Source organism: Pseudomonas sp. NPDC077649 (genome assembly GCF_044542855.1).
GTDB lineage: Bacteria > Pseudomonadota > Gammaproteobacteria > Pseudomonadales > Pseudomonadaceae > Aquipseudomonas.
This window is the reverse complement of the sequence record NZ_JBITVF010000004.1, coordinates 341,624-365,872: the sequence shown is the minus strand read 5'-3', so window position 1 is coordinate 365,872 and position 24,249 is coordinate 341,624. Positions and strand designations below refer to the sequence as shown.

Genomic DNA, 24,249 nt, shown 5'->3' with positions numbered 1-24,249 from the left:
CAGATCATCGTCCGCCCTACTCGTCCCCCGGCACGCCATAGCTGGGCGCGGCGGTGGGGTCGAGGGCGCGGGTCAGGTAGTCCTGCATCTGCGGGGCATAGGCCTGCCAGAGTTTGTCCAGCTCGCCGATGGGGTCCTGCTCGGCCCAGTCGACGCGCAGGTCGACCATCGGCCAGGTCAGGTCGCCGACCACCTTGAGCGCCGCCGAATGCACCGGCCCGGCTTCGCCGCCGGCGGCCATGGCCGCGTGCATCGCCGCCAGCAGGCGCTCGGCCAGTTGCCCCGGGCTCTGTTCGAAGGCGCTGACCAGCGCCTCGATCACCGCTGCGGAGGCCAGCAGGTTGCCGGCGGCCACGCATTGTTCGCCGGCCAGGGCGTTATGCACGCCGAGCGCCTGGCTGCCGGAAAACAGCGCGCTGCGGCCCTGGCCGTCGAGCACCGCGACCTGGCGGTACTGGCTGTAGCCGTTGCGGGCCAGGGCCTGGTCCAGCGCCGCGGCAGGCTCGTGGCCGGCCTCGAGCAAATCGAGGATCTGCGGGCCGAGGGCCGGCAGGGTGACGTTCTGCGACGCCACCGCGCCGACCCCGGCGCGCAGCCAGGGGCAACGCGCGCCGACGGCGATGCTCGAGGAGCTGATGGCGATGCCCAGCTGGCCGGTGTCACTGCAGCGGCCGACGATGGAAAAGGTCATGGGCGGCTCCTTAGCGTTGCCAGTCGTCCGGGATCACCGCGATCACGTCGATCTCCATCAGCCACTGCGGCTGGCCGAGGGCCGAGACCACCAGGCCGGTGGAGATCGGGAACACGCCCTTGAGCCACTTGCCGACCTCCTGGTAGACCGCCTCGCGGTAGCGCGGGTCGATCAGGTAGGTGGTGGTCTTGACGATGTGCGACAGGTCGCTGCCGGCCTCTTCCAGCAGCTGCTTGACGTTCTTCATCGCCTGCTCGGTCTGCGCGCGGGCGTCGCCGAGGCCGACCAGACGGCCCTCGAAGTCGGTGCCGACCTGGCCGCGCACGTACACGGTGTTGCCGGCGCGCACCGCCTGGCACAGGTCGTTGTCCAGGCTCTGGTTCGGGTAGGTGTCTTTGGTGTTGAACATGCGGATGCGGGTATGGGTAGGCATCGACTTACTCCCAGGAGGCGGCTTGTTGGACGGTGCTGGCCTGACGCTGCGCGGGGTCGCGGTACTCGGCGTACTTGCGCTGCGTGGCGATGTGGTCGGCGATGTGCTTGGCGTCGTGCCACACGCCCCAGATGAAGGTGGAACCGCGGCGCGACAGCCAGGGCAGGCCGACGAAGTACACCCCCGGCTCGCTGGACACGCCACGCTGGTGCGCAGGCTTGCCCGCCGCGTCGAAGGCGTCGACCTGCAGCCAGCTGAAATCCACGGCGTAGCCGGTGGCCCAGATGATCGAAGCGATGCCGGCGGCGGCCAGGTCGAGTGCGCGAATCGGCTGGCGGATGCACTCGGCGTCCGGGTAGATCCGGCGCGCCTCGGGCTCCTCCGGCAGGTCGAGGCCGTTACGGGCGATATAGGCGTCGGCGGCATCGAGCAGCGCCAGGTAGTTCTCGTCGCCACGCGCCAGGTTGTCCGCCAGGTCGTCCTGGAAGCGCACCAGGCCGCCGTCGAACGCCTGGGTCAGGCCGACCAGGGTCATGCCCTGCTGGGCCAGGCGGCGAAAATCGATGGTCTCGCCGCCGCGCGCGCCGCTGACGGCGATGGTCACGTGCTCCTTGCCCGGCTGCGCGGCCTCGGCGTCCCACAGGCCGAGCACGCCCAGCCACCAGCAGAAGTCGCGGTTGCGGTAGCTGCGCGGCGGCCGGTCGTGCGGGCCCACCGAAAGGTAGACGCGGCGCCCGGCGCGCATCAGCTCGTCGGCGATCTGCACCCCCGAGGAGCCGGCGCCGACCACCAGCACGCCTCCCTCCGGCAGTTGCCCGGGGTTGCGGTAGGCGGCCGAGTGAATCTGGTAGAGCGATTCGTCCTTGGGCGCGATGGCCGGGATCACCGGGCGCTGGAAGGGGCCGGTGGCGGAGACCACGCGGTTGGCCTGGATCACCCCGGCAGAGGTCTCCACCGTGAAGCCGGCGCGGTCGGGGTTGCGCCGCACGCGCCGCACCTCCACGCCGGTGCGGATCGGCGCGTCGAACTGGCGGGCGTAGGCCTCGAAGTAGTCCGCCACCTGGTCCTTGGCGGCGAAGGCGTCGGGGTCGAGGTCGAATTCCCGGCCGGGGAAACGGTCGTGCCAGGCCGGGCCGTTGGCCACCAGCGAATCCCAGCGCCCGCTGCGCCAGGCTTCGGCGATGCGGTTCTTCTCCAGCACCAGGTGCGGCACGCCGAGCTTGCTCAGGTGCTCGCTGACGGCCACGCCGGCCTGGCCGGCGCCGACCACCAGGGTGTCGATTGCCACGGGCACGGCCGTCGCATCCCGATAGGGCTGAAAGGCAGTTTGATTCAGGTCGGTCATGGCAGGGTTCCTCGGACGCTGATCGTTGTTGTTGTGCTGTCGCGGCTAGCCGCTGGGTGTTGGCCGCATTCTGTGCAGCGCGAGGGATTCGCGAAATTATGTTTTTTGTCGTCGCTGGCGAGGAAAAAGCTGCAGGCACACCAAGCCCGCGGCCTGCGGGGCGAATGCCGGGGGCTATAGGATTTTTAGCGTTAGCAGCGACAAATCGGCGATGGGCCTGGTGTGCGCGGCGCACCAGGGGGCGAAAACGCAAAAACCCCGGCACTGGGGCCGGGGCTTTTGGGTGTCGCCGGAGGCGCTTAGAACTGCGCGGCGTCGAGCAGGTACAGGCTCTCGCTACCGGCCTTGACCGAGGCGGTGAGCGAGTGGATGCGCGGCAGCAGGCGGGCGAAGTAGAAGCGTGCGGTGCCCAGCTTGCTGGCGTAGAACTCGTCCTGCCCTTCCTTGCCCAGCGACGCCCGCGCCATCAACGCCCACATATAGGCGTAGGCGGTATAGCCGAACACCTGCAGGTACTCCACCGACGCAGCACCGATCTCGTTGGGGTTGCCCTTGGCGCGGTCCAGCACCCAGGCGGTCAGCTCATCCAGGTTCTGCACGGCAGCTGCCAGCGGCTTGGTGAACTCGTCGAGATTGGCATCGGCCGAAGCGACGAAGGCTTTGATCTCGTCGGCCAGGTGCTTGTAGTAGCTGCCGCCGCTGCCGACTATCTTGCGCCCCATCAGGTCCAGCGACTGGATGCCGTTGGTGCCTTCGTAGATCTGGGTGATGCGGCAGTCGCGCACCAGCTGCTCCTGGCCCCACTCGCGGATGAAGCCGTGGCCGCCGAAGATCTGCTGGCCGTGCACCGTGGTTTCCAGCGCCATGTCGGTGAGGAAGGCCTTGGCCACCGGGGTCAGCAGCGCCACCAGTTCCTCGGCACGCTTGGCGGTGTCCTTGTCCTCGCTGTACTTGGCGGTATCCAGCTGCATGGCGACGTAGCTGGAGAAGGCGCGACCGCCCTCGTTCAGCGCCTTCATGGTCAGCAGCATGCGGCGCACGTCCGGATGCACGATGATCGGGTCAGCAGCTTTGTCCTGGGCCACCGGGCCGGTCGGCGCGCGGCTCTGGATGCGCTCGCGGGCGTATTCCACGGCGCTCTGGTAGCTGCGCTCGCCCAGGGCCAGGCCCTGGATGCCGACGCCCAGGCGCTCGTAGTTCATCATGGTGAACATGGCCGCCAGGCCCTTGTTCACTTCGCCCACCAGGTAACCGGTGGCGCCGTCGAAGTTCATCACGCAGGTAGCCGAGGCCTTGATGCCCATCTTGTGTTCGATGGAGCCGCAGGAAACGGCGTTCTTCTCGCCCAGCGAGCCGTCGGCACCCACCATCACCTTGGGCACCAGGAACAGCGAGATGCCCTTCGGCCCGGCCGGTGCGTCCGGCAACTTGGCCAGCACCAGGTGGATGATGTTCTCGGTCAGGTCGTGTTCCCCGCCGGTGATGAAGATCTTGGTGCCACTGATCTTGTAGCTGCCGTCGGCCTGGGGTTCGGCGCGGGTTCTGATGATGCCGAGGTCGGTACCGGCGTGTGGCTCGGTCAGGCACATGGAACCGGCCCAGACGCCGGCGTACATGTTCGGCAGGTACTGCGCCTTGAGCGCTTCGCTGGCGTGGTTGAGGATCGACAGGCAGGCGCCGGCGGTGAGCATCGGGTACAGGCCGAAGGACAGGTTGGCCGAGTTGACCATTTCCTCGACCTGGGCGCCGATCACCTTGGGCATGCCCATGCCGCCGAACTCCGGCGAGCCGCCGACACCGACCCAGCCGCCTTCGGCGTAGGTCTGGTAGGCCTCGGGGAAACCGGCCGGGGTTTTCACCGCGCCGCCTTCCCAGCTGCAGCCTTCCTCGTCGCCGCTGCGGTTCAGCGGGGCGATGCTGCCGGCGGTGACCTTGCCGGCTTCTTCGAGGATGGCGCTGGCGGTCTCGGCATCGACCACCTCGGCCAGGGCCGGCAGCTCGGCCCAGAGCTTGGAGACTTCGAAAACTTCATTGAGCACGAAGCGCATGTCGCGCAGGGGGGCTTGGTAATCGGCCATGGCACATCCTCGGAAAACGGAGTTACGTGAGGACTCCGAGTTTAATGGAACAACTTTATAGACACATAGGGTCGTGTTGTGACCAATTATTCACTAAAAGTTCGCATCCGCTTGATATGAAAAAGCCCGCCAACAGGCGGGCTCCAGTGACCACGACCGCCGGTCAGAAGGCGAAGTGTTCGGCCGGCAGTTCCATCATGCAGGCGCTGCCGGCGGCCAGGGCCAGGCGGTGCGCCTCGGTCCGCGGCAGCAGGCGCTGGAAGTAGAAGGCGCAGGTGGCCAGCTTGGCCTGGTGGAAGCCGTCGTCGTCTCCAGCCGCCAGCTTCTCCTGGGCCACCACGGCCATGCGCAGCCAGAAATAGGCCAGGGTCAGGTAGCCCGAATACATCAGGTAGTCGACGGAGGCGGCGCCGACCTCGTCCGGATTCTTCATCGCCGCCATACCGACCTGCTGGGTCAGCTCGCCCCATTGCTGGTTCAATGCGGCCAGCTGGGCCACCTTTGCGCCGAGCTGCGGATGCCCGGCCTGAGCCTCGCAGAACTTGTGGACGATCTTGGTGAAGCCGCGCAGCAGCTTGCCCTGACTGCCGAGCACCTTGCGCCCGAGCAGGTCCAGCGCCTGGATGCCGTTGGTGCCCTCGTAGATCGGCGCGATGCGGCAGTCGCGCACCAGCTGCTCCATGCCCCATTCGCGGATATAGCCGTGGCCGCCGAACACCTGCATGCCGAGGTTGGTCGCCTCCAGCCCGGTCTCGGTCATGAAGGCCTTGCAGATCGGGGTGAGGAAGGCCAGCAGGTTCTCCGCCTCCTCTCGCGCCTCGGCGCTTTCGGCCTGGTGCGCCACGTCGAGCAATTGCGCGGTGAAATAGGCCAGCGCGCGGTTGCCCTCGTTGAAGGCCTTCATGGTCAGCAGCATGCGGCGCACGTCGGGATGCACGATGATCGGGTCGGCGGCCTTGTCCGGCGCCTTCGGTCCGCTCAGCGCGCGCATCTGCAGGCGTTCGTTAGCGTATTTCAGCGCACCCTGGAAGCTCGCCTCGCCGAGACACAGGCCCTGCATGCCGGTGCCCAGGCGCGCGTGGTTCATCATGGTGAACATGCAGGCCAGGCCCTTGTTGGCCTCGCCGATCAGGTAGCCGCTGGCGCCGTCGAAGTTGATCACGCAGGTGGCCGATGCCTTGATACCCATCTTGTGCTCGATGGCGCCGCAGCTCACCGCGTTGCGCGCGCCGGCTTCGCCTGCCGCATCGGGCAGGAACTTGGGCACGATAAACAGCGAGATGCCGCGGGTGCCGGCCGGCGCGTCGGGCAGCTTGGCCAGCACCAGATGGACGATGTTCTCGCTCATGTCGTGCTCGCCGGCAGAGATGAAGATCTTGCTGCCGCTGATCCGGTAGCTGCCGTCGGCCTGGGGCACGGCGCGGGTCTTGATCAGGCCCAGGTCGGTGCCGCAGTGCGCCTCGGTCAGGCACATGGTGCCGGTCCAGCGGCCTTCGCTCATGCGGCTCAGGTAAGTCTGCTTCTGCGCCTCGCTGCCATGGGCATGGATCGCCGACATGGCGCCGTGGGTCAGGCCCGGGTACATGGCCCAGGACTGATTCGCCGAGGCGACCATCTCGCTGACGATCAGCCCCAGCGACTGCGGCAGGCCCTGGCCGCCGTAGGCCGGGTCGGCCGCCAGGCCCATCCAGCCGCCCTCGGCGTACTGGGCGAAGGCCTCCTTGAAACCCTTGGGCGTGCTCACCTGGCCCGCGTCGAAGCGGCAGCCCTCCTCGTCGCCGCTGCGGTTGAGCGGCGCCAGCACCTGCTCGCAGAACTTGGCGCCTTCCTCGAGGATGGCGCCGAGCATGTCGGGGCTCGCCTCGCTGGCGCCGAGTGCGGCGTAGTGGGCGGGAAAGGCGAAGACGTCGTCGATCAGAAAGCGCATATCTCGCAGCGGGGCCTTGTACTCGGGCATGGCGGTTCTCCAGTCGGGCAGCGGTCAGGTCGCCCCACGCTACTGCCGCACGGCGGCCGGCAACAACGACAGTTGGCCGGCTGAATGCGCGGCCATAAGCGGCCTCAGTCGGCTTCGCCGGCCAGCTTCACCGCGCCGCGGCGCTGGCCGGCGCTGCGGATGCAGTTGCGCCCGGCGGCCTTGGCGCTGTACAGCGCCTTGTCCGCCGCCTTGATCACCGCCTGCGGGCTGCGCTGCTCGGCCTGGCGCGCGGCCACGCCCATGCTGACGGTCACCGACACCTCGCTCGCGCCCTTGCCGCCGCGGCGCTGCTTGCCCTGCTGGTCGCTGCGCGGACGACTCTGCTTGTCGCGCAGCTGCATGCGGTAGTGCTCGATGGCCAGGCGCACCGCCTCCAGATGGGGCTGGCACTGCTCGAGGCTCTTGCCGGGAAACAGCAGGGTGAATTCCTCGCCGCCGTAACGGTAGGCCTTGCCGCCGCCCCCGACCTTGCGCAGCTGGCTGGCGACCAGGCGCAGCACCTGGTCGCCGACGTCGTGGCCGTGAGTGTCGTTGAAGTTCTTGAAGTGGTCGACGTCGACCATGGCGATCACGTAGTCGCGGCCCAGGCGCTGCAGGCGTTCGTTCAGCGCGCGCCGCCCCGGCAGCCCGGTGAGCTCGTCGCGAAAGGCCATCTGGTAGGCCTCGTGGGCCACCGCGGCGACCAGCATGAGCATCGCCAGGCTGCTCATCACCTGCAGCGCGTGGGGCAGGATGAACACCTGCGGCAGCATCCACAGCACGCCGAGCAGGCCGCACAGCTGCGCCGCGTGCAACGGCCGCGGCTGCCGCAGGTACTGCAGCAGCAGGGCGACGAAGGCCAGCAGAAACAGCGGATAGGCCAGTTGCGCCAGGCTCATCCAGGCGCCGTGCAGGCTCGGCCAGTGGATCGCCGCCAGCCACTCGGCCAGCCCCTGCGGATAGCGCCGCGCCAGGCCCAGCGCCAGTCCCCCCAGCGCCAGCAGCACGGCGCCGCGGGCGAGCAGGTCCTGGGCCAGATGCGAGCGCTCCTCCCAACACCCGTAGAGGGCATAGAACAGCGGCAACAGCAGGCAGACCAGGTGGAACACCAGGGCCGCATCCTCGCGCACCTGGCCGCCGGCGCGGAAATGGTCGACCTGGATGTCGAGCAGGAAATAGGCGAGGTACAGCACCAGCAGCAGGAACAGCTCGCGCTGACGACCGTAGCCCAGGCAGAAGGCGCCGCCGAGCAGCAGCAACAGGGTCGGCAGTACATTGAACAGCGAGACGAAGAACTCGCTCAGCACCGGCAAACGCGCCGCCAGCAGCCCGCCGAGCAGCAGCGGCAGCGAAGACAGGAAATGGCTGAGGCGCAGGCTGGCGAGACGCATCGCGGCAACGTCCATCACGGAGATGACGGCATTTTGCCTGCTTGCTGCGGCGAAAACAGCGACGGGTTGCGACATTCCGTTATCGCCAGCGCGCCGGCATAAAAAACGCCGCCCCGAGGGGCGGCGTTCTTCGACCAGCGGATGGCAGGCTTAGAAGCCCAGGGCGAAGTGCTCTTCGTCCATGTCCATCAGGTTGCTGGCGCCGGACAGCATGGCTTCGACGTGCATGCGGGTACGCGGCAGGATGCGCGCGTAGTAGAAGCGTGCGGTCTGCAGCTTGGCCTTGTAGAAGGCCTCGTCGCCGCTGCCGGCCGCCAGTTTCTCGGCCGCCAGGCGCGCCATGTCGGCCCAGAAGTAGGCCAGGCAGGCGTAGCCGGAGTACATCAGGTAGTCCACCGAAGCGGCCCCGACTTCCTCGCGGTCCTTCATCGCCGCCATGCCGACCTTCATGGTGATATCGCCCCACTCCTTGTTCAGCTTGGCCAGCGGCTCGACGAACTCCTTGACGGCATCGTTGGCCTCGTTGGCCTGGCAGAACTTGTGCACGATCTTGGTGAAGTTCTTCAGCGCGCCGCCCTGGGTCATGAGGATCTTGCGACCCAGCAGGTCGAGGGCCTGCACACCGGTGGTGCCTTCGTACATCATCGAGATGCGGCAGTCGCGCAGGTTCTGCTCCATGCCCCACTCGCTGATGAAGCCGTGGCCACCGTAGATCTGCATGCCGTGGGAGGCGGACTCGAAGCCCACTTCGGTCATGAAGGCCTTGGCGATCGGGGTGAGGAAAGCCAGCAGTTCGTCGGCGGCTTTCTTCTCTTCTTCGTTCTGGCTGTGCTGAACGATGTCGACCTGCTTGGCGGTGAAGTAGACCATGGCGCGGTTGCCTTCGGCGAAGGCCTTCATGGTCAGCAGCATGCGGCGCACGTCCGGATGCACGATGATCGGGTCGGCGGCTTTTTCCGGCGCTTTCGGGCCGGTCAGCGAACGCATCTGCAGACGCTCGCGGGCGTACTTGATGCCACCCTGGAAGCCGACTTCGGCGTGGGCCAGGCCTTGCAGCGCGGTACCCAGGCGAGCGGTGTTCATGAAGGTGAACATGCAGTTCAGGCCCTTGTTGGCCGGGCCGATCAGGAAGCCGGTGGCGCCGTCGAAGTTCATCACGCAGGTGGCGTTGCCGTGGATGCCCATCTTGTGCTCGATCGAGCCACAGGACACCGCGTTGCGCTCACCGACGCCGCCGTCGGCCGAGGGCAGGAACTTCGGCACGATGAACAGCGAGATACCCTTGGTACCGGCCGGCGCATCGGGCAGGCGGGCCAGGACGATATGGACGATGTTGTCGGCCATGTCGTGCTCGCCAGCGGAGATGAAGATCTTGGTGCCGGAAACCTTGTAGCTGCCGTCGGCCTGCGGTTCGGCCTTGGTGCGCAGCATGCCCAGGTCGGTGCCGCAATGCGGCTCGGTCAGGCACATGGTGCCGGTCCACTCGCCGGACACCAGCTTGGTCAGGTAGGTGTGCTTCTGCTCGTCGGTGCCGTGGGCGCTCAGGGTGTTCATCGCACCGTGGGACAGGCCCGGGTACATGCCCCAGGACCAGTTGGCCGAACCGACCATCTCGCTGATGGCCAGGCCGAGGGATTCCGGCAGGCCCTGGCCGCCGTGCTCGACGTCGTGCGCCAGGCTCGGCCAGCCGCCTTCGACGAACTGCTGATAGGCCTCTTTGAAGCCGGTCGGGGTCTTCACGCCGGATTCGCTCCAGGTGCAGCCCTCGATGTCACCCACACGGTTCAGCGGCGACAGCACCTGCTCGCAGAACTTGGCGCCTTCTTCGAGGATGGCGTCGACCATGTCCGGAGTGGCGTCCTGGCAGCCAGGCAGGCTCTGATAGTGCGCTTCGTAGCCCAGCAGTTCGTCACGGACGAAACGAATATCACGCAAGGGGGCCTTGTAATCAGGCATAGCGGTAAACCTCTGCGGTGGATTCCTAGTAGTTGGGGTGACCGGCTTGTCGGTCGCTTTCGGGATCACTCCCGGCTGCTGGGCCACGCATTCGCGGCCCAGCAATCAAACAGGCGTTTGAAACATACGTTTACGCCACCCCCTTGTCAAGCGCTGCCAATCGCCCGGCTAGGCGAGCAGATCGATGCGCGAATCCGGCGCCGGCCATTCGCCCAGGCGCCGATACAGCTCAAGGCTAGGCGCTGGCGGCAAGGGCTGCTGCGCGGCGCGGTCTTCTTCGTCGCCTTCCTCGGCGTCCCGCTCGGCCTGGCGCGCCTCGGCCGCGGCGACGGCCTCCGCGCGGCGCAGCTCGGCCAGTTCCACCCGCGCCTGAGCCGCCTGCGCCTGGGCCTGGGCGGCGACGCGCAGGTCCTGCGCGGACGGCTCGACCGGCGCCAGCGCGGCACGCAGGACCACCTCCATCTTGCGCAGGGTGGCTTCGGGATCATTGGGCACGGGGGCGGTGTCGATGCTGACTTCGCCGGAAACGGCGTAGCGCTGGCCGTCCGGGCCGCGCTTGAAGCTGTAGCTGGGCGCCCCGGCGTACTGCCCGCCCACCGCGGCATGGGCCTGCTCGTGGGCGCGCACTTCACGGTCGCGCTGGCTCAGCTCGGCGATTTCCAGTTGTTCGAGACGTTGCTGCTGCGCACTGGGCTCGCCGTCGCCACGGCCATCGCGCTCGGCCGAGCGATCCGCCTCCTGCGTCGGGACGGCAGGCGGCTGATCGGCGCGAGCGATATCGGGGGAAACTGCGGCCGAGAGTGGCCGGGCCGGCGCGACGGGCGGCGAGGGGACGAACGACGGCAGGCTGCTGCCGATCTGCATATGCTCCCTCCTACCCCGCAATTGGCCGCATCCGCGGCCGGGGTAATGAACTTAGAGCCTATTCACGATCCGGCGAGCTAGAGCCATGCAAGGCGCTACGTTAGTAACAGCCTCCGGCTGGTCAAAACAGGCGAAGGCCGGTCGGAGTCGCGCTCGACTTTACGAGCTGTAAATGAGCAGTACTCGCTTCGCTCGCCCCTCCGGGGCCGCACTGAAGTGCGTTAGCCGCAAGCGGCTTGCTGAGCCTGTTTTTAACGCAGCAGGGCCGACGCACAGCAGATCGTGGATAGGCTCTCAGGCACGCGTATCGATCAGGGTGCCAAGCACCTCGTCGGCGGTTTCCACAACGCGCGCACTGGCGCGCACCTCGTTCTCGCCGACGCGCAGGGCGACCAGGCTTTGCGCCAGGTCAGGGCGAGTCTGTTCGGCGGCTTGCGGCGCCGGATTGACCTGATTCTGCGGCGGGGTCTGGCTGCCTTGCGGCGGCTGACTGACGGCGTTGCTGGCGATCTCGCTGGCTGCCTGTTCGACACGGCGCTGCCCGGCCTGAATGCCGCTCAGACCCGAGTTGAATGCGTTGGCGGAGATTTCCATCAGCAGCTCCCGGCGCGATTAGAACCTAATGGCCAGTATTGAATCAGAAACTGCCTAAAAAACGTACAGGCAAAAGGCTATGGTCGGGTAACTGCTTATTACCGGCGGACCAGCCGGTCGAGATCCAGATGCGCCGCCACCGCCGCCGGGCTTGCCTGGGCCAGACGCGGCACGCGCCCCAGGCAGGGCGCCGCCAGGCGTTCGGCGAGGGTGACGAGGTTTTCCTCCAGGCGCGAGGTCTGCGCATCGACCACATTGGCCACCCAGCCGGCCAGGCGCAGGCCGTCGCGCTCGATGGCCTCCATGCTGAGCACGGCGTGGTTGATGCAGCCCAGGCGCACGCCGACCACCAGGATCACCGGCAGGCCCAGGGCCACGGCCAGGTCGGAGAGGTTCTCGCCGCCGGCCAGCGGCACGCGCCAGCCGCCGGCGCCTTCCACCAGGGAAAAATCGGCACCCTTGGCCAGGATCGCGCGCACCGGGCCGAGCAGGCTGGCCACATCCAGCTGCACCCCGGCCTCGCGCGCCGCCAGGTGCGGGGCGATGGCCGGGGCGAAGGCCAGCGGATTGACCTCCTCGTAGCGCAGCGCCAGCGAGCATTCGCCGAGCAGGGCCAGGGCATCGTCGTTGCGCAGGCCGTCTGCGGTCATGGCGCAACCGGAGGCCACCGGCTTGGCCGCCGCAGTGCTCAGTCCGCGCCGGCGAGCGGCATGCAGCAAGCCGGCGGCGATGGTGGTCTTGCCGATTTCCGTGTCCGTTCCGGTAACGAAGTAGGCTTGAGTCATCAGTCGAACCCTCTGCCGAAGTGGTCTTGCCGGCTTCTCATGCCGAGCCGGGTATCCGTTCCGGTGACGAAGTAGGCGTGGGTCACTGCGGGTGCTCCATTCGATCCACGCTCAACGGCTTCTGCAGCACGCCATAGACCACCTGGTAGGTGGCCGGCAGCCCCTCGGCCTGACGGAAGCCCTCGTAGGCCTCGATCAGCGCGCGAATCCGCGCGCGCCCGGTCAGCCCGCCCGGCCGCCCCGGGTTGAGGTTGTGCGCGCCGAGGTCCTTGAGCGAGGCGGTCAGGCTGCGCAGGTCGGGAAAATGCAGCACCTCGGCCTGGCGCTGCAGGCTCAGCAGCTGCAGCTCGCCGGCGGCGCACAGACGCTGGTAGTCCTCGAAGCGGCGAAAGCGGTTGACATGGACGAAGCCGTCCACCGCCTGCCAGCTGCCCTGCAGCTCCTGCAGGGTGCCGACGCACAGACTGGAAAAGGCCAGCACGCCGCCCGGGCGCAGCACCCGCGCCGCCTCGCGGAGCACCTGCGGGAAATCGGCGCACCACTGCAGCGCCAGGCTGGAGAACAGCAGGTCGAGGCTGGCGGCCTGCAGCGGCAGCGCCTCGGCATCGCCGGCGACGAAATGCGCGGCGCCACCCAGCGGCCGGGCATGGCGCAGCATGCCCTCGGCGATATCCACGGCCAGGCCCTCGCTCCGCGGGAAGCGTGCGCCCAGGGCGCGGGTGAAATGCCCGGTGCCGCAGCCCAGGTCCAGCCAGCGCGCCGGCTGCAGCGAGGCGGGCAGGCGCTCGAGCAGCTGCGCGCCGACGCTGCGCTGCAGCTCGGCCACCGCGTCGTAACTGTCCGCCGCACGGGAGAAGGAGGCCGCGACCTGGCGCTTGTCCGGCAGACCGCCGGGCTGGGCATGCTCGCTCATGGTCGGCCCCCGCGGAAGAAAGCCAGCACCCTACGACTCGCCATCACTGGCCTCGCGGATAAAGTCGAGCAACAGCGCCGCCAGGACCTGTGGCTGTTCCAGCACGAAGGCATGGCCGCAGCCTTCCAGCACATCCACCTCGCCGGCCGGCAGCAGGGCCAGCAGCGCTGCGCCGGCCGCGGCCGGTACCAGGGCGTCCTGCTCGGCCAGCAGGTGCAACTGCGGCCCGGTGAAGGCGGCCAGCGCCGCGCGGTTGTCCAGGCTCGCCAGCACCCGAAGCCCGGCCAGCAATTGCGCGCCATCCGCCTTGGTCAGCGCCGCCTGCAGGCGGCGCGCCAGGGCGCGGGCGTCGCTTGCGCCCTGAGCGCAGAGCATGGCGAAACGCTTGAGGGTGGCGCCGGCGTCCTGCGCGCAGCCGGCCTCGAACGCGGCGAAGGTCTCGACCGGCATGGCGCTCGGCCAGTCCTCGCGGGCGACAAAGCAGGCATTGGCGGCCAGGCTGATCAGCCCCCGGCAACGCGCGCCGCGGCGCGCCGCCAGCGCGGTGGCGAGCATGCCGCCGAGCGACCAGCCGGCCAGCCAGTAGTCTTGCGGCAGGCGCGCGTCCAGCTCATCGAGCCAATCGTCCACTGCCGCCGAGGTCAGCGCCGGCAGTTCGCCCCATTCAACCCGCAGCTGGTCACCCAGCGCCTCGGCCAACGGCTGCAACAGGGCGCTGTCCAGGCCCCAGCCGGGCAGCAGGATCAGTCGTTCAGTCATGCTCTTGCACCTGCGGCCAGCACTCGGCCAACGCCTCCAGCAGCAGCTCCAGCTGCGCCTCGCTGTGCGCCGCGGACAGGGTCACCCGCAGCCGCGCGCCGCCGACCGGCACGGTGGGCGGGCGGATGGCGCCGACCAGCAGGCCGCGCGCCTTGAGCAGTGCCGAAAGCTTGAGGGCACGGGCACTGTCGCCGACCAGGATCGGCTGGATCGGCGTCGGGCTGTCCATCAGGCTCAGGCCGATCTCGGCGGCGCCGGCACTAAAGCGCGCGATCAACTGGTTCAGGTGCTCGCGGCGCCAGCCTTCGCTGCGCAGCAACTCCAGGCTCTTCAGGGTGGCGCAGGCCACCGCCGGCGGCTGGCTGGTGGTGTAGATATAGGGGCGGGCGAACTGGATCAGGGTCTCGATCAGTTCCTCGCTGCCGGCGACGAAGGCCCCGGCGGTGCCGAACGCCTTGCCCAGGGTGCCGACCAGCACCTGTACCTCGTCCAGGCCCAGGCCGAAGTGTTCGACTATGCCGCCGCCGGTGGCGCCCAGCGGGCCGAAGCCATGGGCGTCGTCGACCATCACCCAGGCCTGCGTGGCGCGCGCCTCGGCGCACAGCGCGGGCAGATCGGCGAGGTCGCCGTCCATGCTGAACACGCCGTCGCTGACCACCAGGCAGTTACCGCTGGCCTTGCGCAGGCGATTGGCCAGGCTCACCGCATCGTTGTGCAGATAACGCGAGAAGCGCGCCCCCGATAGCAGGCCGGCATCCAGCAGCGAGGCGTGGTTGAGGCGGTCCTGCAGCACGCTGTCGCCCTGCCCGACCAGCGCGGTGACCACCGCCAGGTTGGCCATATAGCCGGTGGAGAACAGCAGCGCGCGCGGCCGCCCGGTGAACTCGGCCAGCGCCTCTTCCAGCTGGTGGTGCGGCGTGCTGTGGCCGATCACCAGGTGCGAGGCGCCGCCGCCGACGCCCCACTTCTCGGCGCCGGCGCGCATGGCCGCGATCACCTCGGGGTGATTGGCCAGGCCCAGGTAATCGTTGGAGCAGAAGGCCAGCAGCTCGCGGCCATCGACCTGCACCAGCGGCCCCTGCGCTGATTCAAGCAGCGGGCGTTGGCGATAGAGGTTGGCGGCGCGGCGCTCGGCGAGGCGAGTGGCAAGATCGAAGCTCATGGCAAGACCTGGTGGATAACCGCAAGCGGGTTATCCACCCTACAGAAGGACTACGTAGGGTGGATGACGCGAAGCTCATCCACCGCCTGACTTCAGACCGCGGCGTTATAGAACAGCTTGGAATCGCGCTGCTCGACCAGGGCCTGCTCGATGGCGGCCTGGTGCACCTCGTCGGCATGCTCCTCGCGCTCCTCCGGCTTGATGCCGAGGCGCTTGAACAGGGCCATGTCCTTGTCCGCCTGGGGGTTGGCGGTGGTCAGCAGCTTCTCGCCGTAGAAGATCGAGTTGGCGCCAGCCATAAAGGCCAGGGCCTGCATCTGCTCGTTCATCTGCTCGCGGCCGGCGGACAGGCGCACGTGGGATTTCGGCATCATGATCCGCGCCACGGCCAGGGTGCGGATGAAGTCGAACGGATCGACGTCCTTCTCCTCGGCCAGCGGCGTGCCCTTGACCTTGACCAGCATGTTGATCGGCACGCTCTCCGGGTGCTCCGGCAGGTTGGCCAGCTGGATCAGCAGGCCGGCGCGGTCGTCCACCGATTCGCCCATGCCGAGGATGCCGCCGGAGCAGATCTTCATCCCCGCCTCGCGCACGTAGGCCAGGGTCTGCAGGCGCTCGCCGTAGGTACGGGTGGTGATGATGTTGCCGTAGAACTCCGGCGAGGTATCCAGGTTGTGGTTGTAGTAGTCCAGCCCCGCCTCGGCCAGCGCCTGGGTCTGCTCCTGATCCAGCTTGCCCAGGGTCATGCAGGTTTCCAGGCCGAGTTTCTTCACGCCCTTCACCATCTCCAGCACGTAGGGCATGTCCTTGGCCGACGGGTGCTTCCACGCCGCGCCCATGCAGAAACGCGTGGAGCCGATGGCCTTGGCCTCGGCGGCGGCCTTGAGCACCTTCTCCACCTCCATCAGCTTTTCCTTGTCCAGGCCGGTGTTGTAGTGGCCGGACTGCGGGCAGTACTTGCAGTCTTCCGGGCAGGCGCCGGTCTTGATCGACAACAGCGTCGAGACCTGCACGCGGTTGGCGTCGAAGTGCGCGCGGTGCACCGTCTGCGCCTGGAACAGCAGGTCGTTGAACGGCTGCTCGAACAGCGCGCGGACTTCGGCCAGCGACCAGTCGTGGCGGGTGGGGGTGGCGGCGGTTGCACTCATCGGGAGCTTCCTTCGACGCTAGGCGGCGTCTGTTGTCGGGGCCCGCACACGGGGCGACGGGACGTTCAGGCTTAGGGCATCATAAGTGGCCTTTGGATGCTGTCAACCGGCAACAAGACACAGGTTTACCATTGATCGTTTATTGATCAATCGAACTTTCATACTGGCACCTGGCCAAACCCCTATCGCGTCATCGGAATCTTCTGCATGCAGCTAACCGGCTTTTTCGACTGGCTGGGCCACACCCTGGGCAGCGCCATCCGCTTTATCGTCGATCTGTTCTCCGGCGCCCTGGGCGCGGTGGCCGACGCCATCGATGCGTTCCTCGGCGGCATGGCGCGGGCCATCGGCATGGACGTGTCGATCTTCAGCCTGGTCCTGCTGATCCTCGGCCTGCTGTTTCTCTACAAGGGCGTGCGCGCGCTGCTGCGCAAAGCCATCTTCGCCGGGGTGATCTGGCTGCTGCTGGGCCTGGTGCTGATGGGCTGGCTGATCCGCTGAGCGCCGACTAGGCTCAGGGCTTTCGCTCACGGACGAGCCGTCATGCCCCTGCTCCCCCTCAAGCTTCCCGCCTGGCTGCAACCGCGCCGCCATTGCCAGCTCTGCGACGAGCCCGCCGACCACCCCCGACACGCCATCTGCAGCGCCTGCGAGACCGAGCTGCCCTGGCTCGGCGCGCAGTGCCAGGTGTGCGCGGTGCCGCTGCCGATGGCCGGCCTGATCTGCGGCGCCTGCCAGCGCCAGACGCCGAGCTTCGCCCGGGTGGAGGCGCCGTGGCGCTATGCCTTTCCGGTGGACAACCTGATCACCCGCTTCAAGCACCAGGGCCAGTGGCCGCACGGCCGGCTGCTCGCCGAGCTGCTGGCCGAACACCTGCAGCACGCCTACGACGAAGGTTTGCCCAGGCCGCAGGCGCTGCTGCCGGTGCCCCTGGCGCGGCGCCGCCAGCGTCGCCGCGGTTTCAACCAGGCGCAGATGCTCGCCGACTGGCTCGGCCGCCGCCTGCAGTTGCCGGTACACGACGACTGGCTGCAACGGCGCCTGGACACCCCGGCGCAGCAGGGGCTGGACGCCGCCACGCGCAAGCGCAACCTGCGCCAGGCCTTCGCCCTCGACGCCGGCGCCGAACTCGCCGGGCGCCACCTGGCGCTGGTCGACGACGTGCTCACCACCGGCGCCACCGCCGGCATCCTCGCCCTCCTGCTGCGCCGCGCCGGCGCCGCGCGGGTCGACGTCTACTGCCTGGCGCGCACGCCGCGCCCCGGCGACGGCTGACTTGACTTGCCGGTCAGAGTCGCGCAACGTGCCGCCCATCGCCCTTGCCATCCGCAGCCCATGGCCCAGCCCGATCCCCTCGCCCAACTGCTCAGCCGCCGCCCGCAACGCCTGGCCCTGCTCGAGCAGATCGCCGTACAAGGCTCGATCACCCGCGCCGCCAAGGCCGCCGGACTCAGCTACAAGGCCGCCTGGGACGCCATCGACGAACTCAACAACCTCGCCGAACAGCCGCTGGTCAGCCGCAGCGTCGGCGGCAAGGGCGGCGGCGGCGCGCGCCTGACCCCGGCCGGCGCACGCCTGCTGGCCCTGCATCGGCGGGTGCAGGCACTGCAGGCGCAGCTGCTGCAGGCTGCCGAGGACGACGCCGACCTGCAGCTGCTCGGCCGCCTGCTGCTGCGCACCAGCGCGCGCAACCAGCTGAGCGGCCGGGTGCGGGCGATCCAGGCACAGGGACGCAACGATCTGGTCGAACTGGAACTGCCGGGCGGCGCGCTGATCCGCGCGCAGATCACCCGCGACAGCACCGAGAAACTCGAACTGAGTGCCGGCGCCGGCGTGGTGGCGCTGATCAAGGCCGGCTGGCTGGAACTGCAGCCGCTGTCGGCGCCGCCCGATCCCGCACGCAATGCCCTGGACGGCTGGATCGAGCAGGTCCTGGCGGCGGACGACGGCCCCAGCGAAGTGCGCATCGGCCTGGCCAGCGGCCAGACCCTGTGCGCCCTGGTCGACCCCGCGCGCCTGGCGCAGCTGGGCCTGCGCGCCGGCGACCCGGTGCGCGCGCAGTTCGCCGCCAGCCAGGTATTGCTCGGCACCCAGGTCTGACCCCGCTGGCCGGGGACAAAGGGCTACACTGTGCGCCCTAGCGCGCGGAGCCTGTCATGAGCCATCCCTTCTCCACCCTCACCCCGGACCTGGTGCTCGACGCCGTGGAGAGCCTCGGTTACCTCAGCGACGCCCGCGTGCTGGCGCTCAACAGCTACGAGAACCGCGTCTACCAGGTGGGCATCGAGGACGAGGCGCCGCTGATCGCCAAGTTCTACCGTCCCGACCGCTGGAGCGATGCGGCGATCCGCGAGGAGCACAGCTTCAGCTTCGAGCTGGCCGAATGCGAGGTGCCGCTGGTGGCGCCGCTGCTGCGTGACGGCGAGACCCTGTTCGAGCACGGCGGTTTCCGCTTCGCCCTGTTCCCGCGCCGCGGCGGGCGCGCGCCGGAGCCGGGCAACCTGGATCAGCTGTACCGCCTCGGCCAGTTGCTCGGCCGCCTGCACGCGGTCGGCGCCAGCCGCCCCTTCGCCCACCGCGAAACCCTGGCGGTGGACAATTTCGGTCACGCCTCGCTGGCCACCCTGCTCGGCGGCGGCTTCGTCCCGCGCAGCCTGCTGCCGGCCTACGAGTCGGTGGCGCGCGACCTGCTGGCGCGCCTCGATCAGCTGTTCGCCCGCGTGCGCTACCAGCCGATCCGCCTGCACGGCGACTGCCACCCCGGCAACCTGCTGTGCCGCGACGACAGCTTCCACATCCTTGACCTCGACGACTGCCGCATGGGCCCGGCGGTGCAGGACCTGTGGATGATGCTGGCCGGCGAGCGCCACGAGCGCCTCGGTCAACTGGCCGAGCTGATGGACGGCTACCAGGAATTCCACGACTTCGACGCCCGCGAGCTGCCGCTGATCGAGGGCCTGCGCGCGCTGCGCCTGATGCACCACAGCGCCTGGATCGCCCGACGCTGGGACGACCCGGCCTTCCCCCTGGCCTTCCCCTGGTTCGCCGGCGAGCGCTACTGGGGCGACCAGATCCTCTCCTTGCGCGAGCAACTGGCGGCGCTGGACGAGGAGCCGCTGCGGCTGTTCTGAGACGTAGCCCGGATGAACCTTGCAATGATCGCCGGCAAGCCGGCCCAGACCGATACAGTTGCCCGCGCCGCGTAAACTTTGCCTTACGACTTTCCCGGCACGCGGCCATGAAGAAAAACTGAACGAACAGACAAGCCCGGGGGCCGGGGACTAGAATTCCGCGGCTACCGTTAGCTGCCTAAGCAAGGACTCCGCATGGCCACCGCCAACCCGCGACGCGGGTATCTCCTCGGCCTCACCGCCTACGTCATCTGGGGCCTGTTCCCGCTCTACTTCAAGGCCATCCAGAGCGTGCCGGCACTGGAAATCATCGTCCACCGGGTGCTCTGGTCGGCACTGTTCGGCGGCCTGCTGCTGCTCGTGTGGAAACACCCGAGCTGGTGGCGCGAGCTGCGCGACCATCCCAAGCGCCTGGCGGTGCTGGCCGGCTGCGGCCTGCTGATCGCCACCAACTGGCTGGTCTACGTCTGGGCGGTGAACAACGAGCGGATGATCGAGGCCAGCCTGGGTTACTACATCAACCCGCTGATCAACGTGCTGCTCGGCCTGCTGATTCTCGGCGAGCGCCTGCGCCGCCTGCAGTGGCTGGCCGTCGGCCTGGCCGCCCTCGGCGTGCTGCAGCAGGTCTGGCAGCTGGGCAGCCTGCCCTGGGTGTCGCTGGTGCTGGCGCTGACCTTCGGCTTCTACGGGCTGATCCGCAAACAGGCGCCGGTCGCCGCCCTGCCCGGTCTGGTGGTGGAGACCTGGCTACTGCTGCCGGTGGCGCTGGCCTGGCTGGCCCTGCACCCGGCGGCGGCGAGCAGCCAGGCGAGCTTCTGGACCAGTAGCGAGGCGCTGTGGCTGGCGGCCGCCGGGCCCATCACCCTGGTGCCGCTGGTGTGCTTCAACGCCGCAGCGCGCCACCTGCCCTACACCACCCTGGGCTTTCTGCAGTACATCGCGCCGACCCTGGTGCTGCTGCAGGCGATCCTGCTGTTCGACGAGCATTTCGCCCCCAGCACCCTGCTGGCCTTCGCTTGCATCTGGGCCGGGTTGGCGGTGTACAGCCTGGATATCTGGCTGAGCCTGCGCAAACGTCCGAGCGTGTAAGGGGGGGCGCACAGCGCACGCACTCGGCTGAGCAGAAAACACCCAACCGCCGCCAGGCTGCGTCAGCCCTGGCGCGGCGCCTTTCGGCCCCGACTCAGCCACAGCTCCCCCCGGCATTTGCGCACAAACCTTTGATCCTGCTGATTTTTTAGCCAGGCAAAGAAAAGCCCCGGGGCACTAGTGGGTGCGCCGGGGCTCCCCAGCTTATCCACAGGCTGATCCACGCCAGCCGTGGATATTCAGTCCTCCTGACGCAGATTCAGCTCCACCATCAGGTCGTCGGCCAGGGTCTCCAGGCGCGCCTGCAACTGCTCCAGCGGCAGCGTCTCCGGCACCGCCAGCAGCGCCTCGGCGGTGAACAGCAGCTCGCCGCTCATCGGCGCCGGCGCCACTTCGGTCAGCAGGCTTTCCAGGTTGACCCCCTGCTCGGCCAACAAGCGGGTGATGTCGCGCACGATACCGGGGCGGTCGTTGCCCACCAGCTCCAGGCGGATCGCGGTGAAGCGTCCGCCCGGCTCGCTGCCGCTGACCGCCAGTTGCACACGAATGCCCTGCGCACCGAGCGCCTCCAGGGCCTTGATCAGACCGCCGTGCGCCTCGGCCGGCACGTCCACCCGCACGATGCCGGCGAACTGCCCGGCCATGCGCGCCATGCGACTTTCCAGCCAGTTGCCGCCGTGTTCGGCGACGCAGGCGGCGAGGCGCTCGACCAGCCCCGGTTGATCCTCGGCAATCACCGTCAGTACCAGATGATCCATGTACTACCTCACTCGTTCACAGGATTGGAAAGGCTCAGCCGCGCAGCGCCAGCCAGTAGGTGAGAAATTGCTCGTCGCGCACATAGCCCAGGCGCTCGTACAGGCGCTGCCCGGCCAGGTTGGTCTTCGCCGTTTCCAGCTGCAGGCCGCAGGCGCCGCTGGCCTCGGCATGAGCACGGGCGGCGTTCATCAGCGCCGCGCCGACGCCGGCGCGGCGAGCCGACTCGTCGACATAGAGATCGCTGAGCAGCCAGGCCGGTTCCAGCGCCAGGGACGAGTGGAAGGGATAGAGCTGGACGAAGCCCTGGGCCGCGCCCCGCTCGTCGCGGGCGATCAGCAGCTGCGAGTCGCCGCGCTGCAGACGCTGGCGGAGAAAGGCGGCGATCTCCGTCTCGGCCCGCGGCACCTGGTAAAAGGCCAGGTAGCCGGCGAACAGGCGGGTGAGGTCGACGAGGTCGGCGGCAACGGCGGCGGATACCGGCATGGCAGGCTCCAGAACGGGTCAGCGCAGTATAGGCGAAGGCGGCGTAGGCCATATTCGCCCTCTTGTCAGTAGCCCGCGCAATTAATCGTGTACGTTTTTACAATTTTTATGAAACAATAGCGCACTTTTTTGCATACACAACGTATTCAACGTGACCGCGCAGAGCCTTCCGGTCGCAGACTGACGCACACCCACTGCATTTCCCCGGAATCTTGATGTAGTATGCCGCGCCTCGGACTACAAGACGGCAAACCCGTCTCCGACGAGCCCCTCTAAAAACGTAGGCGAGGTAGCCAGCGCCAGGCGCAACGACCAACGGGAGTAACAGCCGAAGGCTGGCCCGAAGGGTGAGCGCCAGCGAATCGAACGGGCGAAGAAGCGGAGTTTACTTGGTGTAAATGAGCCTTCTGAGCCTGTTGCTAACGCAGCGATGGCAACGCAGGTAGTTTTTAGAGGGGCCCGAAGCGGCTATTGAGTAGAGCTCAGAGAGAGTGAGGCAAGTGATGACTGAACGCGTTCAAGTCGGTGGCCTGCAGGTCGCCAAAGTCCTGTACGACTTCGTGAACAACGAAGCCATCCCCGGTACCGGCATCGCTGCCGACCAGTTCTGGGCCGGTGCCGCCGCGGTCATCAAGGACCTGGCACCGAAGAACCGTGCCCTGCTGGCCAAACGCGACGAACTGCAGGCGCAGATCGATGCCTGGCACCAGGCGCGCCAGGGTCAGGCCCATGACGCCGCTGCCTACAAGGCCTTCCTCCAGGAAATCGGCTATCTGTTGCCGGAGCCGGAAGACTTCCAGGCCACCACCGCCAACGTCGACGAAGAGATCGCCCGCCTGGCCGGCCCGCAGCTGGTGGTGCCGGTGATGAACGCGCGCTTCGCCCTGAACGCCTCCAACGCCCGCTGGGGCTCGCTGTACGACGCCCTCTACGGCACCGACGTGATCAGCGAAGAAGGCGGCGCCGAGAAGGGCAAGGGCTACAACAAGGTGCGCGGCGACAAGGTCATCGCCTTCGCCCGCGCCTTCCTCGACGAGGCCGCGCCGCTGGCCGCCGGCTCCCATGTCGACTCCACCGGCTACAAGATCGTTGACGGCAAGCTGGTGGTTTCGCTCAAGGGCGGCAGCAACAGCGGTCTGCGCGACGACGCGCAACTGATCGGCTTCCAGGGCGAGGCCAGTGCGCCGGTCGCCGTGCTGCTCAAGCACAACGGCCTGCACTTCGAGATCCAGATCGACGCCGCCAGCCCCATCGGCAGCACCGACGCCGCCGGCGTGAAAGACGTGCTGATGGAAGCCGCGCTGACCACCATCATGGACTGCGAAGACTCGGTCGCCGCCGTCGATGCCGACGACAAGGTGGTGGTCTACAAGAACTGGCTGGGCCTGATGAAGGGCGACCTGGCCGAGCAAGTCGCCAAGGGCGGCCAGACCTTCACCCGCACCATGAACCCGGATCGCGTCTACACCAAGGTCGACGGCTCCGAGCTGACCCTGCATGGCCGCTCGCTGCTGTTCGTGCGCAACGTCGGCCACCTGATGACCAACCCGGCCATCCTCGACGCCGAAGGCAACGAGATTCCGGAAGGCATCCAGGACGCGCTGTTCACCAGCCTGATCGCGGTGCACAACCTGATCGGCAACACCACGCGCAAGAACACCCGCACCGGCAGCGTGTACATCGTCAAGCCAAAGATGCACGGCCCGGAAGAAGTCGCCTTCGCCAGCGAAATCTTCGCCCGCGTTGAGGAGGTGCTGGGCCTGGCCCGCAACACCCTCAAGGTCGGCATCATGGACGAGGAGCGCCGCACCACCGTCAACCTGAAAGCCTGTATCAAAGCGGCTTCGGAACGCGTGGTATTTATCAACACCGGCTTCCTCGACCGCACCGGTGACGAGATCCACACCTCCATGGAAGCCGGCGCCGTGGTGCGCAAGGCCGCCATGAAGAGCGAGACCTGGATCGGCGCCTACGAGAACAACAACGTCGACGTCGGCCTGGCCACCGGCCTGCAGGGCCGCGCGCAGATCGGCAAGGGCATGTGGGCCATGCCCGATCTGATGGCCGCCATGCTCGAGCAGAAGATCGCCCACCCGCTGTCCGGCGCCAACACCGCCTGGGTCCCCTCGCCGACCGCCGCCACCCTGCACGCCCTGCACTACCACAAGGTCGACGTGTTCGCCCGTCAGGCCGAACTGGCCAAGCGTACTCCGGCGTCGGTGGACGACATCCTGACCATCCCGCTGGCCAAGGACACCAGCTGGTCAGCAGAAGAAATCCGCAACGAGCTGGACAACAACTCGCAGGGCATCCTCGGCTACGTGGTGCGCTGGATCGACCAGGGCGTCGGCTGCTCCAAGGTGCCGGACATCAACGACGTCGGCCTGATGGAAGACCGCGCCACCCTGCGCATCTCCAGCCAGCTGCTGGCCAACTGGCTGCGCCACGGCATCGTCAGCGAAGCCCAGGTGATCGAAAGCCTCAAGCGCATGGCGCCGGTGGTCGACCGGCAGAACGCCAGCGACCCGCTGTACCGCCCGCTGGCCCCGGACTTCGACAACAACGTCGCCTTCCAGGCCGCGCTGGAGCTGGTGATCGAAGGCACCAAGCAGCCCAACGGCTACACCGAGCCGGTGCTGCACCGCCGTCGTCGCGAGTTCAAGGCGAAGAACGGTCTCTGATTCGCCCCGGCTCGACAAAGAAATCCCCGC

22 protein-coding genes are annotated in these 24,249 nt (G+C 68.0%); 6 read left to right on the top strand and 16 right to left on the bottom strand.

Annotation, left to right across the window (positions count from 1 at the left end; translation table 11 throughout):
* Positions 1-16: 16 nt before the first annotated feature.
* The 14 genes from ACIGFL_RS15300 to bioB all read right to left on the bottom strand — a co-directional run bounded on the left by ACIGFL_RS15300 (position 17) and on the right by bioB (position 16,076).
* Complete coding sequence (locus ACIGFL_RS15300) at positions 17-691, bottom strand: DUF1028 domain-containing protein (protein WP_397497760.1); 675 nt, start codon at positions 689-691, stop codon at positions 17-19.
* Positions 692-701: 10 nt separating this feature from the next.
* A complete protein-coding gene (locus tag ACIGFL_RS15295; RefSeq protein WP_021442260.1) occupies positions 702-1,124 on the bottom strand; it encodes a RidA family protein in 423 nt (140 codons plus the stop codon).
* 4 nt (positions 1,125-1,128) lie between these two features.
* Entirely contained in the window at positions 1,129-2,469 is a 1,341-nt protein-coding gene (locus tag ACIGFL_RS15290) for a flavin-containing monooxygenase (RefSeq protein ID WP_397497759.1), read from the bottom strand.
* Positions 2,470-2,768: 299 nt separating this feature from the next.
* Positions 2,769-4,547 (bottom strand): acyl-CoA dehydrogenase C-terminal domain-containing protein, encoded by a 1,779-nt coding sequence (locus ACIGFL_RS15285; protein ID WP_397497758.1) that lies wholly within the window; start codon positions 4,545-4,547, stop codon positions 2,769-2,771.
* 163 nt (positions 4,548-4,710) lie between these two features.
* Positions 4,711-6,504 (bottom strand): acyl-CoA dehydrogenase C-terminal domain-containing protein, encoded by a 1,794-nt coding sequence (locus ACIGFL_RS15280; RefSeq protein ID WP_397497757.1) that lies wholly within the window; start codon positions 6,502-6,504, stop codon positions 4,711-4,713.
* Between the two features lie 104 nt (positions 6,505-6,608).
* Positions 6,609-7,895, bottom strand: coding sequence for a GGDEF domain-containing protein (locus tag ACIGFL_RS15275; protein WP_122110071.1), 1,287 nt, complete (start codon positions 7,893-7,895; stop codon positions 6,609-6,611).
* A gap of 150 nt (positions 7,896-8,045) precedes the next feature.
* Positions 8,046-9,851 carry a phenylacyl-CoA dehydrogenase gene (locus ACIGFL_RS15270; RefSeq protein WP_122110072.1) on the bottom strand — a complete coding sequence of 602 codons (1,806 nt, stop codon included), beginning with the start codon at positions 9,849-9,851 and terminating at the stop codon, positions 8,046-8,048.
* Between the two features lie 168 nt (positions 9,852-10,019).
* A complete protein-coding gene (locus ACIGFL_RS15265; RefSeq protein WP_397497756.1) occupies positions 10,020-10,715 on the bottom strand; it encodes a putative metalloprotease CJM1_0395 family protein in 696 nt (231 codons plus the stop codon).
* Positions 10,716-11,009: 294 nt separating this feature from the next.
* Positions 11,010-11,309 (bottom strand): hypothetical protein, encoded by a 300-nt coding sequence (locus ACIGFL_RS15260; protein ID WP_397497755.1) that lies wholly within the window; start codon positions 11,307-11,309, stop codon positions 11,010-11,012.
* A gap of 98 nt (positions 11,310-11,407) precedes the next feature.
* On the bottom strand, positions 11,408-12,094 hold the full coding sequence (gene bioD, locus ACIGFL_RS15255) for a dethiobiotin synthase (RefSeq protein ID WP_397497754.1): 687 nt from the start codon (positions 12,092-12,094) through the stop codon (positions 11,408-11,410).
* A gap of 82 nt (positions 12,095-12,176) precedes the next feature.
* Positions 12,177-13,007 carry a malonyl-ACP O-methyltransferase BioC gene (gene bioC / locus ACIGFL_RS15250; RefSeq protein WP_397497753.1) on the bottom strand — a complete coding sequence of 277 codons (831 nt, stop codon included), beginning with the start codon at positions 13,005-13,007 and terminating at the stop codon, positions 12,177-12,179.
* Positions 13,008-13,037: 30 nt separating this feature from the next.
* Positions 13,038-13,766 carry an alpha/beta fold hydrolase gene (locus ACIGFL_RS15245; protein ID WP_397497752.1) on the bottom strand — a complete coding sequence of 243 codons (729 nt, stop codon included), beginning with the start codon at positions 13,764-13,766 and terminating at the stop codon, positions 13,038-13,040.
* The gene (gene bioF / locus ACIGFL_RS15240) at positions 13,759-14,928 is read right to left on the bottom strand and encodes an 8-amino-7-oxononanoate synthase (RefSeq protein ID WP_397497751.1); all 1,170 of its coding nucleotides are present in this window, start codon (positions 14,926-14,928) and stop codon (positions 13,759-13,761) included. Before bioF ends, ACIGFL_RS15245 begins: the two co-directional genes overlap by 8 nt.
* Before the next feature lie 92 nt (positions 14,929-15,020).
* Complete coding sequence (bioB, locus tag ACIGFL_RS15235) at positions 15,021-16,076, bottom strand: biotin synthase BioB (protein ID WP_021444586.1); 1,056 nt, start codon at positions 16,074-16,076, stop codon at positions 15,021-15,023.
* A gap of 207 nt (positions 16,077-16,283) precedes the next feature.
* On the opposite strand from bioB, the gene ACIGFL_RS15230 reads away from it, so the two are divergent.
* From ACIGFL_RS15230 to rarD, 5 genes are all read left to right on the top strand, one after another.
* On the top strand, positions 16,284-16,577 hold the full coding sequence (locus ACIGFL_RS15230; protein WP_122110078.1) for a hypothetical protein: 294 nt from the start codon (positions 16,284-16,286) through the stop codon (positions 16,575-16,577).
* A 42-nt stretch (positions 16,578-16,619) separates the two neighbouring features.
* Entirely contained in the window at positions 16,620-17,351 is a 732-nt protein-coding gene (locus ACIGFL_RS15225) for a ComF family protein (protein WP_397497750.1), read from the top strand.
* Between the two features lie 60 nt (positions 17,352-17,411).
* On the top strand, positions 17,412-18,176 hold the full coding sequence (locus ACIGFL_RS15220; protein ID WP_122110080.1) for a TOBE domain-containing protein: 765 nt from the start codon (positions 17,412-17,414) through the stop codon (positions 18,174-18,176).
* Between the two features lie 56 nt (positions 18,177-18,232).
* Positions 18,233-19,207, top strand: a complete 975-nt coding sequence (locus tag ACIGFL_RS15215; protein ID WP_397497749.1) for a serine/threonine protein kinase — start codon at positions 18,233-18,235, stop codon at positions 19,205-19,207.
* Positions 19,208-19,402: 195 nt separating this feature from the next.
* Positions 19,403-20,296: an EamA family transporter RarD gene (rarD, locus tag ACIGFL_RS15210; RefSeq protein WP_122110082.1), complete on the top strand. Its 894-nt coding sequence runs from the start codon at positions 19,403-19,405 to the stop codon at positions 20,294-20,296.
* Between the two features lie 239 nt (positions 20,297-20,535).
* Here rarD and ACIGFL_RS15205 read toward each other — a convergent pair whose 3' ends face one another.
* Positions 20,536-21,054, bottom strand: a complete 519-nt coding sequence (locus ACIGFL_RS15205; RefSeq protein WP_021442080.1) for a glycine cleavage system protein R — start codon at positions 21,052-21,054, stop codon at positions 20,536-20,538.
* Between the two features lie 34 nt (positions 21,055-21,088).
* A complete protein-coding gene (locus ACIGFL_RS15200) occupies positions 21,089-21,538 on the bottom strand; it encodes a GNAT family N-acetyltransferase (RefSeq protein WP_021442081.1) in 450 nt (149 codons plus the stop codon).
* Between the two features lie 503 nt (positions 21,539-22,041).
* Here ACIGFL_RS15200 and ACIGFL_RS15195 point away from each other — a divergent pair.
* The gene (locus tag ACIGFL_RS15195) at positions 22,042-24,219 is read left to right on the top strand and encodes a malate synthase G (RefSeq protein WP_397497748.1); all 2,178 of its coding nucleotides are present in this window, start codon (positions 22,042-22,044) and stop codon (positions 24,217-24,219) included.
* The last annotated feature ends 30 nt before the right edge of the window (positions 24,220-24,249 follow it).